The 16,217-nt window shown below is 74.0% G+C and carries 11 protein-coding genes; 9 read left to right on the top strand and 2 right to left on the bottom strand.

The window, feature by feature from the left end:
- Positions 1-217 precede the first annotated feature (217 nt).
- Genes ACX27O_RS01445 through ACX27O_RS01435 form a run of 3 tightly spaced genes read left to right on the top strand, consistent with a single transcriptional unit; the run spans position 218 to position 5,001 of the window.
- A complete protein-coding gene (locus tag ACX27O_RS01445) occupies positions 218-2,038 on the top strand; it encodes an ABC transporter (protein ID WP_458938825.1) in 1,821 nt (606 codons plus the stop codon).
- Positions 2,035-3,720, top strand: a complete 1,686-nt coding sequence (locus ACX27O_RS01440; protein ID WP_458938824.1) for a GTPase — start codon at positions 2,035-2,037, stop codon at positions 3,718-3,720. Before ACX27O_RS01445 ends, ACX27O_RS01440 begins: the two co-directional genes overlap by 4 nt.
- A gap of 57 nt (positions 3,721-3,777) precedes the next feature.
- A complete protein-coding gene (locus ACX27O_RS01435; protein ID WP_030332077.1) occupies positions 3,778-5,001 on the top strand; it encodes a hypothetical protein in 1,224 nt (407 codons plus the stop codon).
- Between the two features lie 108 nt (positions 5,002-5,109).
- Here the strand turns inward: ACX27O_RS01435 and ACX27O_RS01430 are convergent, their stop codons facing one another.
- Both ACX27O_RS01430 and ACX27O_RS01425 read right to left on the bottom strand, forming a co-directional pair.
- On the bottom strand, positions 5,110-5,733 hold the full coding sequence (locus tag ACX27O_RS01430; protein ID WP_051708464.1) for a phosphatase PAP2 family protein: 624 nt from the start codon (positions 5,731-5,733) through the stop codon (positions 5,110-5,112).
- Between the two features lie 65 nt (positions 5,734-5,798).
- Positions 5,799-6,701, bottom strand: coding sequence for a hypothetical protein (locus ACX27O_RS01425; protein ID WP_458938823.1), 903 nt, complete (start codon positions 6,699-6,701; stop codon positions 5,799-5,801).
- Between the two features lie 531 nt (positions 6,702-7,232).
- On the opposite strand from ACX27O_RS01425, the gene pdhA reads away from it, so the two are divergent.
- The 6 genes from pdhA to ACX27O_RS01395 all read left to right on the top strand — a co-directional run bounded on the left by pdhA (position 7,233) and on the right by ACX27O_RS01395 (position 16,211).
- On the top strand, positions 7,233-8,408 hold the full coding sequence (pdhA, locus tag ACX27O_RS01420) for a pyruvate dehydrogenase (acetyl-transferring) E1 component subunit alpha (RefSeq protein ID WP_030332072.1): 1,176 nt from the start codon (positions 7,233-7,235) through the stop codon (positions 8,406-8,408).
- Positions 8,408-9,397, top strand: coding sequence for an alpha-ketoacid dehydrogenase subunit beta (locus ACX27O_RS01415; protein WP_030332070.1), 990 nt, complete (start codon positions 8,408-8,410; stop codon positions 9,395-9,397). Before pdhA ends, ACX27O_RS01415 begins: the two co-directional genes overlap by 1 nt.
- A 5-nt stretch (positions 9,398-9,402) precedes the next feature.
- Positions 9,403-10,848, top strand: coding sequence for a dihydrolipoamide acetyltransferase family protein (locus ACX27O_RS01410; RefSeq protein ID WP_458939095.1), 1,446 nt, complete (start codon positions 9,403-9,405; stop codon positions 10,846-10,848).
- A gap of 218 nt (positions 10,849-11,066) precedes the next feature.
- Positions 11,067-11,204, top strand: coding sequence for a hypothetical protein (locus ACX27O_RS01405; RefSeq protein ID WP_165435866.1), 138 nt, complete (start codon positions 11,067-11,069; stop codon positions 11,202-11,204).
- Between the two features lie 344 nt (positions 11,205-11,548).
- Complete coding sequence (locus ACX27O_RS01400; RefSeq protein WP_458938822.1) at positions 11,549-14,251, top strand: LppU/SCO3897 family protein; 2,703 nt, start codon at positions 11,549-11,551, stop codon at positions 14,249-14,251.
- Positions 14,252-14,378: 127 nt separating this feature from the next.
- Positions 14,379-16,211: an NHL domain-containing thioredoxin family protein gene (locus ACX27O_RS01395; protein WP_030332064.1), complete on the top strand. Its 1,833-nt coding sequence runs from the start codon at positions 14,379-14,381 to the stop codon at positions 16,209-16,211.
- Positions 16,212-16,217: the final 6 nt, after the last annotated feature.

Here is a 16,217-nt window from a genome sequence, read left to right as displayed (position 1 = left end):
CGCTTCCTCGCTTCGTAAGGTTGTGCAGGTGACGGGCGTCGCCCGTGGGCTGCTGGCGAGCACCGCCCGCAGCGGGCCCCACCACAAGTTGAGTGAACTTGACTCAATAGTGCCACGCGTTGGCCAATCGTCAAGTCGACTTGAGTCAACCCGACGCAACCCAGCCGTTATTACCGTCCGGTTGTCTTCCCTTGCATCGGTCGGGCACGCTTTAGCGGTGACGACGCACGGCGATCCCGCCACCCGTTCCGGTGCGCCCGCCGTCGCAGCCCGCACCGACCCGCCGGACGCCGCGGAGGAGCCGCCCGCCACCACCGGGGACGACAGCCTCCCCGGCGCACTGTCGGGCCTCCGGGAGGCGATCGGCGCGACCCGGTATCCCCTCGCGCTGCCCTCTGCCAGCTCCGCCCGGCACGCCGCGACCGCCCTCACCGACCAGCTCGACGACTACCTGCTGCCCCGGCTCGCCCGGTTGGACGCCCCCCTTCTCGTGGTGGTCGGCGGCTCCACCGGCGCGGGCAAGTCGACGCTGGTCAACAGCCTGGTCAAGGCCCGGGTCAGCGCGGCCGGCGTGCTCCGGCCGACCACCCGCTCCCCGGTGCTGGTCTGCAACCCGTCCGACGCGGCGTGGTTCCGGCAGGGTGACCTCCTGCCCGGGCTGACCCGCACCACCGAGCCGAGCGACGATCCGCGCGCCCTGCACCTCGTCACTGCCCCGGCCCTGCCCGCCGGGCTGGCCTTCCTCGACGCGCCCGACATCGACTCGGTCGTCGACGCCAACCGGGCGCTCGCCACCCAACTGCTGGCCGCCGCCGACCTGTGGCTCTTCGTCACCACCGCCGCCCGGTACGCCGACGCGGTGCCGTGGGAGCTGCTGCGCAGCGCCCGGGCGCGCGGCGCGGTGATCGCCATGGTGCTGGACCGGGTGCCCGCTGAGGCCACCGACGAGATCGCCGCACACCTGACCGAGATGCTCGCCGAGCAGGACCTCGACCGGGCGCCGCTGTTCGTGTTGCCGGAGACCTGGGTCGACGGTCAGGGGCTGCTGCCCGAGGGGGTGACAGCGCCGCTGGCCGACTGGTTCGCCCGGCTGGCCGCCGACGCTGACGCGCGGGCCGCGGTGGTCCGCCAGACCCTCGACGGGGCGCTGGCCGCGCTGCATCCCACAGTGGAGGACCTGGCCGACGCCGCCGACGAGCAGCTCGCCGCCGCCGATGGGCTGGACGAACGGGTCCGGGCCGCGTACCGGGGTGCCGAGCGCACCGTCGAGCAGGGGCTTCAGGACGGCCGGCTGCTGCGCGGCGAGGTGCTCGCCCGCTGGCAGGAGTTCGTCGGCACCGGCGAGCTGTTCCGCACGCTGGAGGCACGGATCGGCCGCCTACGGGACCGGGTCGTGGCCGCCGTCACCGGTCGCCCGGCACCCGCCGCCGAGCTGCGCAACGCCATCGAGTCCCAGCTGGTGACGTTGCTGCGCGGGGTGGCCTCGGAGGCCGCCGAATCCGCGTACACCGGGTGGAAGGCCCATCCGGCCGGCGCCGGGCTGCTCGACCCGGCGCTCGCCCACCCGAGCGACGACCTGCCCGAACGCGCCGAACGGATGGTCCGGGACTGGCAGCGCGGGGTGCTGGAGCTGGTCCGGGTGGAGGGCGGTGACAAGCGGTTCGTGGCCCGCACCGCCGCGTACGCGGTGAACGCCACCGGGCTGGCCGTGATGATCGCCGTCTTCGCCTCCACCGCGTTCATCCCGACCGGGCTGGAGTTGGCCACCGGGGCCGGCACCACTGTCGCCGCGCAGGCCGTCCTCCAGGCGATCTTCGGCGACCAGGCGGTGCGTACCCTCGCCGCCAAGGCCCGCACCGACCTGCTGGCCCGGGTGCGGACGCTGCTGGACGCGGAGGCCGACCGCTTCCTGAGCCGCACCGCCGAGGCCCGCCCGGCCGCGGACGCCGGCGACGGGCTGCGCCGGGCCGCCGGCCGGGTCGAGCTGGCCCGGCACCGCAGTGGCCTGTCGGCCGGCGACGAGGAGGGCTCCCGGTGAGCAACATCGCCGGCCGGGTACGCGAGGTGTTCCGCAGGGACCAGCGGGTCGACGCCGACGCGCTGATCGCCCGACTGGACGCGGTACGCCGGTTCCTGACCGCCGTGGACGGTCTGCTGCCGGACGGCGACCTGGTGCCCGCGCACACACTGGTCGAGCGGGCCGGCACCCGGCTCGCGCTGTCCCGGGACCACACCGTTGTCGCCCTCGCCGGTGCCACTGGCAGCGGCAAGTCCAGCCTCTTCAACGCGTTGGCGCGGCTGGAACTCTCGCCGGTCGGGGTCCGCCGGCCGACCACCGGCGTCACCCACGCCTGCGTGTGGGGGCCGTTGGAGGGCGCCAACCATCTGCTCGACTGGATCGGCGTACTGCCCCGGCACCGCTTCGTTCGGGAGAGCGCCCTGGACGCCGACGACGAGACGGCCCTGCACGGGCTGATCCTGCTCGACCTGCCCGACTTCGACTCGGTGCAGCGATCGCACCGACTTGAGGTGGACCGGCTCCTCGGCCTCGTCGACCAGGTGGTCTGGGTGGTCGACCCGCAGAAGTACGCCGACCGGGTCATCCACGACAGCTACCTGCGCGAGTTCCACCGGCACCGCGACGTCACGGTGGTCGTGCTGAACCAGGCCGACCGGCTGTCCCCGGCCGAGGTGCCGCGGGTCCTGGACGACCTGCGCCGGCTGCTCGACACGGACGGGCTGACCGGGGTTCCCCTGCTGGCCACCACCGCCGTCGATCCGGCCGGGATGGTCGGGCTGCGCGCCACCATGGAGCGCACGGTGGCCGAACGGCAGGCCGCGTTGCGCCGCCTCGCCGGTGATGTGGACACGGTCGTCGCCGGCCTGGACCAACTTGTTGGTTCGGCCCGGCCGGCGGGTGGGCCGGACGACACCGCCGTCAACGGGCTGAACCGGGCGTTGGCCGGGGCGGCCGGGGTGCCCGCGGTGACCGAGGCCGTGGAGCGGGCGTACCGGCACCGGGCCGGCGCGGCCACCGGCTGGCCCGTGGTCCGGGGCTGGCGGCGGCTGCGACCCGACCCGCTGCGCCGACTGCACCTGCCGGGCCCGCCCGGCGACCAGAGCGACCCGGCGGAAAGCCTGGTCGCGGCCACCTCGGTACCGGACCCGACGGCCGCCCAACGCTCGGCGCTCGGCCTCGCCATCCGCGCGGTGGCCGACCGGGCCGCCGCCGACCTGCCCGCCGCCTGGCCCGGCGCGGTGACGTCCGCCGCCCGGTCCCGCCTCGGCGACCTGCCGGACGCCCTGGACCGCACGATCGCCGGCACCGACCTCGGCCTCGACCGTCGACCGGTGTGGTGGCGTGCCGTCGGCGGTGTGCAGTGGTTGGTCACCCTCGCCGCCGTGGTCGGGTTGGGCTGGTTGGTGCTCGGCTACGCGCTGCGGGTTCTCGGCCTGCCCGCGCTGGACAACCCGATGGTCGGCGCGGTGCCGCTGCCGACAGCGCTGCTGCTCGGTGGCCTGCTGGCCGGGCTGCTGGTGGCGGTGCTGACCCGACCGGTGGTGCGGTGGGCCGCCCGACGCGCCCGGGCCCGCGCCGAACAGCGGCTGACGGCGCGGGTGGCCCAGGTGGGCGACGAGTACGTGCTGACTCCGGTACGGATCGTGCTCGGCTCGTACGCGCAGGCCCGCGACGCGCTGCGGGACGCCGCACGCGGCTGACGCTCCGCACGGCCCGCTACCGCTCTCCGTACGCCCACAGCGGCGTAGGGTCGGAGCATGGCCACGCCTCAGACCCCCTACGACGCGGTGCTGCACGCCGCACGCGACGTGACCAAGCTGGAGTCCGCCCTCGACGCCGAGATGCTGGGCAGCGCCCTGCTCGGCAGTGTCTACGCGATCGCGGAGACCGACCGCGACGCCGCCGTACGGGAGTTCGTCACCGGCTTCCTCGCCGCCACCAGCCGCCGCCGGGTCGCGGCGGCGACCACCATCCGGCAGGTGTTCGCCACGCTCGTCCCCACCGCCGAGGGCACCGAGCGGGTCCGTCCGGGCAGCCAGGCGCCCAGCTGGACAGCGCAGCTGGGCCGGGTGCACCTCACCGGCAGCTGGGCGTACGGCGACGTGTACGGCGATCAGACCTCCTACCTGGCGACCTTCGCCTACGACGACGAGTCCGGCGGCTCGGAGCACGCGCTGGTGGCCCTGGTGGACCACAACATCGGCATCACCAAGGACATCTTCGTGGGCGGGCCGGCCGAACGGATCCTGGACCAGGTCCGGCAGATGTGCGCCGACGACGAGTTGACCTGGTTCCGTACCGAAGATCCGGCCCGGCTCCGGGGCGAGGTGGCGCGTCATCTGGCGGTCACCGACGACCTGGGCGAGTTGCCCGGTGAGGGCTCGCTCGCCACCGACCGGGCGTTGGTCGGTGCCCGGCTGGCGATGCTGCCCACCGCGGCCGGTCCGACCGGCCCGGCGGAGGTCGAGCCGCTCTCCGCTGCCGAGCGCACGGACCTGGTCCGGCGGTTCCTCGCCGCGCCGGAAGCCGTCCGGTTCGGGCTGGACGCCGTCGACGGCCCCGAGTTGGCCTCCCTGCACTTCTGCCTGAGCCTGCTGCTGGACCACTCGGCGAGCTTCCCGGACGCCGATCCGATGCGCTGGAGCCCGGCGGTGTCCGGGCTCTTCCTGCTCGACTGGGTGCACCGCCGGGCCGTGCTGGACATGGACGACGCGGCGATGCTGCCCCGGGTGCTGCGGGCCTGGGCGCGGTACGCGTCGCGCCAGCGCGGGCTGCCCGAGGCGGCGGTGACGCGCACCGACGAGGCGATCGAGGAGATGGTGCCGGAGTTCGCCCGGCTCTACTCGACAGGTGAGCGGCGCAGCCCGGCCACCGCGGCGGTGGCGCAGCTGATGGCCGACGGGGTGGACCCGGACGATCCGGCCGCGTTGGACGCCTGGATCGAGGCGAACCGGCACCGGCTCGCCGACGACGGCGCCTGACCGTGTCCCGGGGGTGGGTGGCTCCGCGCCGCCCGCCCTCGCGGCGGCCCGCGACGCCTCCCCGGTCACTGAGCGGCCCGCGACCCGCCTCGGTCGCTGGGTGGCGGGTCAGCGCAACGGGCCGAAGACCACAGCGGCGATCAGCGCGCCGAGCACACCACCGGCCAGCACCTGCGGCACCGTGTGGTCGCGCAGCCGTACCCGGGACCAGCCGACCACCGCCAGCAGCGGTGCGGCCGCGACCAGCCGCGTCCCGAAGGTCAACATCAGGATGACCAGCGTGCCGGCGGCCACCGCCGAGTGGATCGACATCTTCCACCAGTGGCTGACCGACACGGCGACGACGAGGCCGACCAGCCCGGCCACCGCCAGCGCCAGCACCGGGCGGGGCGCGCCGAGCACGGCGAGCAGGGCGAGCCCTGCGGCGACCGAGCCGAGGCCGACGAGCAGCGGCGCGCGGCGCTGCTCCCGGCGGCCGACGTGGTGGTCGGTGAGCCGGCCACGGCGTACCCCGCCGACGATGTAGGCGAACGGAATGCCGGTGACGAAGAGCGTGGCGAGCAGCCCCCAGACGAGACCCTGACCGGGGCGGTTCGCGCTGTGCCAGCTCACCGTGAGCATCAGCAGCGACACGAGCACCGCCGGTGCGGTCACCTCGGTGACCAGCCGGGCGATCCACAGCCCCGGCCCGGGTCGGGTGGTGACCGGGCGGAGTTCCGCACCGCCGCCCACGCCACCCCCTCCGGTACGCGCCTGTTGCCGATCAGCACCGACGCCGGACGGGCCGAGCCTGATCGTCACCGTACCGTCGGCGAAGCCAGGGGGTGTGTCGGTCCGGGCAGCGGAGCCAGACTGACGTGGGGGGTCGGGGCGACGGCCGACGGCGACGGGTTCGCCGGGCCGGGCCGGCGGGTCGGTACCGCGGGTGGCGTGGGGGTGGGGGCCGGCACGGACCGGGTGCTGGTCGGCACGGCGGTCGCGGTCGCGTCGTCGGTCGGCGTGGGTGTCGGGTCCGGCGTCGGGTCCACCGTCAGTGTCGGGGTCGGATCGGGGTCGGCCGAGCCGGTCGGGCCAGGGTCGGTGGGGTCCGGGTCGGGCGGATCGGTGGGATCGGTTGGGTCGGTGGTGGGCTCGGTCGGGTCCGGGTCCGGGTCCGGCGGATCGGTGGAGTCGGTGGGGTCCGGGTCCGGCGGGTCGGTCGGGTCGGGGTCGTGGGGCGGCGGAGCGACGGGCGGGGGTACGGGCGGCGAGGTGCCTCGCGTGGGTTTCGGCGCGACGGGCGGAGCGCTGGTGCGCAGGTCCGGCCCGGGATCGGCGGCGGCGGGTCCGTGCGCTGGAGGTCGTGGGGCGGCGGTCAGCCAGCCGCTGGTCGGGCCGACGCTGGGCGTGCCGAGCGGCGGAGGCGGCGGTTGGCTGGCCATCGGCAGCGGGATCACCACCGGCCCGACGGAAGGGGTCGGGATGAACGGGGTGCTGCTGTCCGGCAGGGCGGTGCTGCCCGGGGTGGCCGAGCCCGCGCTGATCGCGGCGAGGATGGGCATCGACGCGGTGCCGGCCAGCAGCGCGACGGTGAGCAGGTAACCGCGGGTGGGGCCACCGGCGCTGGGGGCACGGTGAACGCCGACCACCCCGCGATAGCCGCCGGCCGACCGGTGCCGACCAAGTGCTGGTGCGCCGGGACCGTCACCTGGCTCGTACACCGCACACTCCTTGTCGTCGGGTCGTCGGGTCCTTGGCGGGCGCGGACGGAAACCGTCGGGTCAAACCCGACAATTCACCCGATCGGCGCGATCCTGTGGGAATCAGCCTCGCGCAGTCACCCTCCGTCAGCCAACCTCCACCGCGTGTCGACACGCGGTGCTGGCCGAACGGTGACGATTCATGCCGCAACGCCTGGGAGACGCGGGCCGTCACGATGGCGACAAACGGCGTCAAAGCAGGGTCGGTCGGAATGCGGGGGCAGGCGTACTGTGGGCGCGCTCACCTGCTCTGCGAATATGGAGCACGACGGCAACGCAGCCGTGACCTCCGCGCACCCTCGCGGCAGGCGCGGCCCGGCGCCGGCGCTCCCCGATCCGGGTTCGGCCAGAACCCGGTTCACGCCGTGCGGCAACCCCCACCGGGGCTAGGCGCGGCCGCCAGGAACCGGTCCGGCAGCAGCCGGGCAGGCGCACGAGTTGCGTGGCCGGGTGACCCCCCGGTGCCGACGCAGACACGACAGGGAGAGACCGATGGCAAAGGGCGACCCCGGGGGCACCACCCGCAGCAGGCGGGCCGCACCCCGCTCCAGGAAGGGCACGGCCGGCGACCCCGCGCTGGTGCAGCTACTCACCCCCGACGGCGAGCGGATCGACAGCGCCACCGGGCCGGACGGCACCGAGTACCGCGTCGACTTCACCGACGAGGAGTACCGCGGGCTCTACCGTGACCTGGTGCTGGTCCGGAAGCTGGACGCCGAGGCGACCGCTCTCCAGCGCCAGGGCGAGCTGGGCCTCTGGGCCAGCCTGCTCGGCCAGGAGGCCGCCCAGGTCGGCTCCGGGCGGGCGCTGCGTGCCCAGGACATGGCCTTCCCGACCTACCGGGAGCACGGCGTCCTCTACTGCCGGGGCATCGACCCGATCATGCCGCTCGGCCTGTTCCGCGGCGTCGACCAGGGCGGCTGGGACCCGAACGAGTTCAAGTTCAACATGTACACGATCGTCATCGGCGCGCAGACCCTGCACGCCACCGGCTACGCGATGGGCATCACCATCGACGGCAAGACCGGCACCGACGACGGCGAGGCCGCGATCGCCTACTTCGGCGACGGCGCCACCAGCCAGGGCGACGTGAACGAGGCGTTCGTCTGGGCCAGCGTGTTCAACGCGCCGCTGGTCTTCTTCTGCCAGAACAACCAGTACGCGATCTCCGAGCCGCTGGAGCGGCAGACCCGGGTCCCGCTCTACCAGCGGGCCGCCGGCTTCGGCTTCCCCGGCGTACGGGTGGACGGCAACGACGTGCTGGCCTCGTACGCGGTCACCCGCACCGCGCTGGACAACGCGCGGCTCGGGCAGGGGCCGAGCCTGATCGAGGCGTACACCTACCGGATGGGCGCGCACACCACCTCCGACGACCCGACCCGCTACCGGATCGCCAGCGAGGTCGAGGCGTGGCAGGCCAAGGACCCGATCGCCCGGGTCAAGGCCTTCCTGGAGAAGCAGCAGATCGCCGACGCCGGCTTCTTCGCCGAGGTCGACGAGCAGGCCCGCCGCGAGTCGGTGCACCTGCGCGAGCGGGTGCTCGAGATGCCGAACCCGGAGCCGGTGACGATGTTCGATCACGTCTACCCCAACGGGTCTCCGCTGCTCGACGAGCAGCGCGCGCAGTTCAGCCGCTACATGGAGTCGTTCGAGGGGAGCGCCCACTGATGGCCACGGAGACGCTCACCATCGGTAAGGCCCTCAACACGGGTCTGCGCCGCGCCCTGGAGAACGACAGCAAGGTCATCATCATGGGCGAGGACGTCGGCAAGCTCGGCGGCGTCTTCCGGATCACCGACGGGCTCCAGAAGGACTTCGGTGACCAGCGGGTCATCGACACCCCGTTGGCCGAGTCCGGCATCATCGGCACCGCCGTCGGTCTGGCCATCCGCGGCTACCGGCCGGTCTGCGAGATCCAGTTCGACGGCTTCGTCTACCCCGCGTACGACCAGATCGTGTCGCAGGTGGCGAAGATGCACTACCGCTCGGGCGGCAAGCTCAACATCCCGATGGTCATCCGGATCCCGTTCGGTGGCGGCATCGGCGCGGTCGAGCACCACTCCGAGTCGCCGGAGGCGTACTTCGCGCACACCGCCGGCCTGAAGGTGGTGACCTGCGCCAACCCGCAGGACGCGTACGTGATGATCCAGCAGGCCATCGCCTCGGACGACCCGATCGTCTTCCTGGAGCCCAAGCGGCGCTACTGGGAGAAGGGCCAGGTCGACCTGGACGCGCCGCTGTCCGACGCGTACCCCCTGCACTCCGCCCGGGTGGTGCGGCCCGGCACCGACGCCACCGTGCTGGCCTACGGCCCGATGGTGCGGACCTGCCTGGACGCGGCGACCGCCGCCGCCGAGGACGGCCGTGAGCTGGAGGTCATCGACCTGCGCTCGCTCTCGCCGCTGGACCTGCGGGCGGCGTACGAGTCGGTGAAGCGCACCGGTCGTGCGGTAGTGGTGCACGAGGCGCCGTCCAACATCGGCCTCGGCGCCGAGTTGGCCGCGCGGATCACCGAGGAGTGCTTCTACTCCCTGGAGTCGCCGGTGCTGCGGGTGACCGGCTTCGACACCCCCTACCCGGCCGCCCGGGTGGAGGAGGAGTACCTGCCCGACCTCGACCGGGTGCTCGACGCCGTCGACCGCACCTTCGGCTGGTGAGCGGCATGTCCCGGATCAAGACGTTCAACCTGCCCGACCTGGGCGAGGGGTTGACCGAGGGCGAGATCCTGGCCTGGTTGGTCAAGGTCGGCGACACCATCGAGCTGAACCAGCCGATCGTCGAGGTGGAGACCGCGAAGGCGGCGGTGGAGATCCCGGCGAAGTGGGCCGGGCAGGTGCAGGCGATCCACCACCCGGAGGGCAGCACTGTCGAGGTCGGTACGCCGATCATCGCGATCGACACCGACCCGGGGGCCGGCCCGCTGGAGACGCCGTCGACCACTGCCACGCCCAGCGGTGACCTGCCCACCCCGTCGGCGGCTTCGCTGGCGGCGGTGGAGGTGGCACCGGCCGAGGGCATGGTCGAGCCCGGTCTGATCGGCGGTGCGGCCCCTGGTGGTCGCACGGCGGTGCTGGTCGGCTACGGCCCGCGTACCACCGCCGCGAAGCGCCGCCCCCGCAAGGGCGCGGTTCCCGCGCAGGCCGTGGCCGCTCCCGCACCGGCTGCGCCGACTGCACCACCGGTGGTGGCTCCGGCCCGCAACGGGCAGGCCGCGCTGACCGGTGGTGGCGTGCTCGCCAAGCCGCCGGTGCGCAAGCTCGCCAAGGACCTCGGGGTCGACCTCGGCACGTTGACCGGGTCCGGGCCGCTCGGCTCGATCACCCGGGAGGACGTGCAGCGGGCGGCGAGCGGTGCGACCACCGTCGTGGCCGAGCCGGTCGCGGCGACGACCGCGCCCAGCTTCGGCGCCGACCGGGAGCAGCGCATCCCGGTCAAGGGGGTTCGCAAGCTGACCGCCGAGAACATGTCCCGCTCGGCGTTCACCGCCCCGCACGTGACGGAGTTCCTGACCGTCGACGTGACCCGGGCGATGAAGGCGCTGGACCGGCTGCGCGGCCGGCGGGAGTGGCGCGACGTACGGGTCTCGCCGCTGCTGCTGGTGGCGAAGGCGGTGCTGCTCGCTGTGCAACGGCACCCGATGGTCAACTCGACCTGGGCGGGCGACGAGATCGTGGTCAAGGAGTACGTCAACCTCGGCATCGCGGCAGCCACCGAGCGCGGTCTGATCGTGCCGAACGTCAAGGACGCCGGCCGACTCTCGCTGCGCGAGTTGGCGGACGCGCTGACCGATCTGGTGCAGACGGCGAAGTCCGGCCGTACCTCGCCGGCGGCCATGTCCGGCGGCACCCTGACCATCACCAACGTCGGCGTGTTCGGGGTGGACACCGGCACACCGATCCTGCCGCCGGGTGAGTCCGCGATCCTGGCGTTCGGCGCGGTGCGGGAGATGCCCTGGGTGCACAAGGGCAAGGTCAAGGTTCGCCAGGTCACCACGTTGGGGTTGAGCTTCGATCACCGGATCATCGACGGTGAGCTGGGTTCGAAGTTCCTGCGGGACGTCGGCGACTTCCTCACTGATCCGGAGGCGGCGCTGCTCGCCTGGACCTGATCGTTCGCGTCACCAGCCACGGCCGGTGTGCCACGGGTTAACGCCCGGCACACCGGCCGTGTCCGTTGGGCGACGGAACCATCGGTCAGGAGCCCCGTTGACCTTTGATTGTTAGGCGGGTGTCTCAGCTCACCTAATAATCGATGGAATTTCGCCGGCTTCTGCTGTTGAATAGATGCATCAGGGGCTGACAACCGAATAGCTAGGGGGACCCACCAATGAGCATGATCGAGCGAATCCGCAACCACCGCGACGCCACCCGCCGCGCCCGTGCCATCGAGCACGCGCTGCGCTCGGCGAACTCGCCGGCGGTCCGCGAGGAGATCCTCGTCATCGCCCAGCGTCACATGAGCTGACGCTCCACGACATTCCTCACCTCCTCCAGATCGATGGCCCACCCGGCCCACCGGGTGGGCCATCGGCGTTCAGCCGCCACCCACCACCGGGATTCCGCCCTGCCGCAGCGCCCGGTACGGTGGGCTTCGGTCGCCGCCCGCCGACCCGGCAGAGGCCGAGCCGACAGAAGCTGCTCGACACCAACCGGCCACGGTGAGTGACGGCCAGTGCTCCTTGGACGTGTCGTGCCACCACCCGATACCGTGCGGGGAGCCGGCACAGCGGTACGCCGGTGACGCCGGCAGCCACGCCGAGGAGACCGATCGGCACCGGCGAGCCGACATGTGATGGAGGAGGCGCACCCATGACGTCCGAGGGCCCGCACCGTTCCGGCCAAGAGCCGGACGAGGTGTCACCGGGCGCCGGCGGACCGGCGCCGTACGGCGACCGCCCGGCGCAGCCGGACAACGGCCAGAACGCCGCCGGCCCCGACCTGGGCTGGGCACCCCCGCCCCCGACACGGCCCAACCCGTCGGCGCCGGCATGGGCGACCCAGCCCGAGCAGCCACCGGCCCCCGCCTGGGGTGCCGCCGCTGCTCCACAGTCCAACGACCCGGCACAGCCCGCCTGGGCCGCCGGCGGTGGCGGGAGCGAACCGCCGCAGCAGCAGCCCGGTGCGTGGCCCGGCAACGACGGTGCCCCGGCTCCGGCGCAGCCCGACCCCTGGGCGGCGCAGCAGCAGGGTTGGACGCCCGCCGAGCAGAGCGCGCCCGCGCCGACCTGGACCCCGAGCGCCCCGGCCGAGCAACCGGACTGGGTGCAGGTCCAGCCGGCCGCGCGGGGCGCCGCACAGGTTCCGCCGGCCACCGCCGCCTGGCCCGCCCAGGAGGACCCGGCCGCCGGCTGGGGTGGCGCGGCGCAGCAGACCAACCCGCCCGCCGCCGACTGGCGCGGGGCCGAGTCCACCCAGTCCGACGCACCGCAGTCCGCCGCCTGGCCCGGCGGCGCTCAGCAGGAACAGGCCACCGGCAACGGCGGCTGGCCCGCTGGCGGCGCCCGGGACGACCAGCCGGTGTGGACGCCGGCCGAGCAGTCGCCACCGGCCTGGGGCCAGCCCGCCGAAGCAACCGAGCAGCCCGCCCCCGGCTGGGGTCAGGCCGCCCAGCCGAACGCGGCCCGTGGCGCCGCCCAGGTCCCGGCCCCGACGACGACCTGGCCCGCCCAGGACGACCCGGCCAACTCCGGCGGGTGGGCCGCGCAGCAGCAGGCGCAGCCCGCAGCGTGGAACGACGGCAACGACGCGCGGCAGGACCAGCCCGCGCAGCCGACCCCCGGGCAGCCGGCCGCCTGGGGCGGTGCCGAGAGCCGCCCGCAACAGCCCGACTGGGTGCTGTCCCAGCCCGAGCAGCCGACCGAGCGGCCGGAGCAGGCAGCGTGGACCCCGCCGGAGCCGAGCAACCTGCCCGCCCGGGCCAGCGCCAGCGTGCCCACCAGCGGCGGCGCACCCAACTGGGCCGCCAGCCCGGACAACGCCGCGCAGGGCAACTCCGGCGCTGTGGCGGAGGTCGAACCGTGGGCGCCCGGTGAGGTGTGGGGCCGCGCGGAGGCCGAGGCTTCCGCCCAGGCCCGTGGCGGCTGGGAGGCGGACCGGGCCGACGAGGCACCGGCCTACCAGCCCGGTCCCGCACCGGGCATCTCACCGGCGAACGCGGTGCCGCTGCCTCCGCAGGAGCAGCGCGTGCCGGGCGCCAGCCTGGCTGCCGCCCCACCGGCCGACTACGCGCCCCAGGCCCAGTTCGCGCCGATCCCCGAGCAGCCCGCCTACGCCGAGCGGGAGACCCCGGACGCCGCCGCGCAGTACGGTGGCCGCCCCGAGGACTCCGCCGCGAGCGCCGCGGTGGTGCCCGCCCCGCGTACCTCACCGGAGTCCGGAGCGGGCCGTGCGGCGGTACCGGTGTCGGACGCCGAGTCGGCAGCCGGCGCGGCGGCCCGGGCCACGGCGAGCGCTTCGGTGCCGCTGGCCAGCCGGGTGATGCCCCCGACCGACCAGGCGATCCGACCGACCGGCACCGCCGCACCGCAACCCCGGGTGTACGGTCGCCCGGCTCGACCGGAGCCGGAGGCCGAGCCCGAGCCGGAGGCGTTCCAGGGCAACCCGGGCGGCGACCGTCAGGGTGCCCCGGAGTGGCAGAACGACGCGCCGCAGCAGGCCACGCCCGACTGGCAGAACGAGGGCCAGCGGCAGATCGCGCCCGACTGGCAGCACGACGCGCAACGGCAGGCGGGGTCCGGCTGGGGTGGCGACTCCCCGGCCGAGCCGCGCTTCGACGACCGGCAGCCCGCACCGAACCCGTTCAACGAGGCCCCGTCGGCGCCGCCGGCGTTCCCGCCCGGTGTGCCGTCCTTCGTCGACGCCCCGGGTAACAACAGGCCGGTGAACGGCGTTCGGCCGCACGCCGGTGCCGACCAGCCGGCGGACCAGTTCGGCGGCCCCGGCTCGCCGTCCGCCGGCACCGTGAACGGGACGTCGACCTTCGGTGCGCCGACCTTCGGTGGCCCCGGTTCCGGCGGGCCCGGCTTCGGCGCGCCGGCGGCCGAACCGGTGTCGGGCAGCGGCTTCCCGCCGTCGTTCCCGCCGCCGGCGCAGTCCGCGCCGTCCTGGGGCCAGGAGGCCAGCCCGACGGACCAGGGCCGGTTCGACGCGTTCAAGCCGGACGCCGACGAGCCGAAGGTGGAAGCACCGGCGCCGAAGGTGCGCAACGGCCGGGTGCTGGCCGCGGTGCTGATCGCCGCGGTGCTCATCCTGGCGGTGCCGCTCGGTCTGCTGCTGCTGCTCGGCAAGGTCGGCGGGGACGACGCGCCGGCCTTCGACCCGGCGGTCGGCACCTGCGTGAAGCAGTCCGGCGAGGGCGGCGCCTCGGCGGCGGACTGTGGCGAGGCGGGTGCGTTCACGATCGTCTCGAAGGTGGACGCCAAGGAGAAGTGCACCGACACGACGCAGCCCCACGTGGTGCTGCCGGGTGACGGCAGCAACCGGGTGCTCTGCCTGAAGCCGGCCGCAAAGTAGCTGCACCGACGGCGGGGTCACGGGCAACCGTGGCCCCGCCGTCGTCGTACCCGCAGGTGGTGTCGGTGACCACCAAATCTCGCCCCCTCCGGCCGGGTGCGGGCCGATGGTCAGGCACGATGGGTGCATGAGCGCACGAGTACGGGCTCCCGAACTGCGCGGTCGGGGCTGGCTGAACACCGGTGGACGCGACCTCAAGCTCGCCGACCTTCGCGGCAAGATCGTCATCGCGGATTTTTGGACGTTCTGCTGTATCAACTGCCTGCACGTGCTCGACGAGCTGCGCCCGCTGGAGGAGAAGTACGGCGACGTGCTCGTCGTGATCGGCGTGCACTCGCCGAAGTTCGAGCACGAGAAGGACGCCGACGCGCTCGCCGCCGCCGTGGAGCGGTACGGGGTGCACCACCCCGTCCTCGACGATCCTGAGCTGGACATGTGGCAGCAGTACGCGGCCCGGGCCTGGCCGACCCTGTCGGTGATCGACCCCGAGGGTTACGTGGTGGCCACCATGGCCGGCGAGGGGCACGCCGAAGGGCTCGCCCGGCTGATCGACGAGTTGGTCGCCACCCACGAGGCCAAGGGCACCCTGCACCGGGGGGACGGCCCGTACGTCCCGCCGCCGGCACCGGAGACCGCGCTGCGCTTCCCGGGTAAGGCGACGCTGCTGCCGAACGGCAACCTGCTGGTCTCGGACTCGGCCCGGCACTCGGTGGTCGAGGTCGAGCCGGACGGTGAGACGCCGGTGCGGCGGATCGGCTCGGGTGAGCGGGGTCGGGCGGACGGGCCGGCGGCCACCGCGACGTTCTCCGAGCCGCAGGGCGTGTGCCTGCTGCCCACGCATGTCGCCGAGGTGGCCGGTTACGACCTGGTGGTGGCCGACACCGTCAACCACCTGCTGCGCGGCGTACGGCTGGAGTCCGGCGAGGTGGTCACGGTGGCCGGCAGCGGCCGGCAGTGGCGCGCCGAGGTCGACGACCACGCCCACGACGCGCTCGCCGTCGACCTCTCCTCACCGTGGGATCTGGCCTGGTACGACGACAAGCTGATCATCGCGATGGCCGGTATCCACCAGCTGTGGTGGTTCGACCCGATCAAGCGGACCGCCGGCATGTACGCCGGCACCACAGTGGAGGCGCTGCGCGACGGCCCGCTGGCCGAGGCGTGGATGGCCCAGCCGTCGGGGCTCTCCGTCTCGGTCGACGGCACCCGGCTCTGGGTGGCTGACAGCGAGAGCAGTGCGATCCGGTACGTGGAGAACGGCGTGCTGGGCACCGCCGTCGGGCAGGGCCTGTTCGATTTCGGGCACGTGGACGGTCCGGCGGAGTCGGCGCTGCTGCAACACCCGCTGGGCGTGTGCGCGCTGCCGGACGGCTCGGTGCTGATCGCTGACACGTACAACGGCGCGGTGCGCCGCTTCGACCCGGACAGCAACCAGGTCTCCACCGTGGCGGACGGGTTGGCGGAGCCGAGCGACCTGGTGCTCACCCCGTCCGGTGAGGTGCTGGTGGTGGAGTCGGCCGCGCACCGGTTGACCCGGCTCGCGCCGGGTGCCCTGTCGGCGGCGGGGGCCAGCACGGTGGACGGCCCCCGGCACCGCACCGAGCGCAAGCCGACTGATCTCGCGGCCGGCGAGGTCACCCTGGACATCGTCTTCACCCCGGCGCCGGGGCAGAAGTTGGACGAGACGTACGGGCCGTCGACCCGGTTGGTGGTGTCGGCGTCCCCGCCGGAGCTGCTGGTGGAGGGTGCCGGGACGGGCACCGAGCTGTCCCGTCGGCTGGTGCTCAACGGCGAGGTCACCGCTGGCGTGCTTCAGGTGACGGCTCAGGCGGCGACCTGTGACGCGGACGTGGAGCACGCGGCGTGCCACCTGACCCGGCAGGACTGGGGCGTACCGGTCCGGGTGGTCGACGGTGCCGTGACGCGGCTGCCACTGGTGCTCCGCGGTCTGGACGCCTGACCTGGT

The sequence above is a fragment of the Micromonospora sp. SD19 genome (genome assembly GCF_054462275.1).
This window is presented reverse-complemented; position numbering and strand designations above follow the sequence as displayed.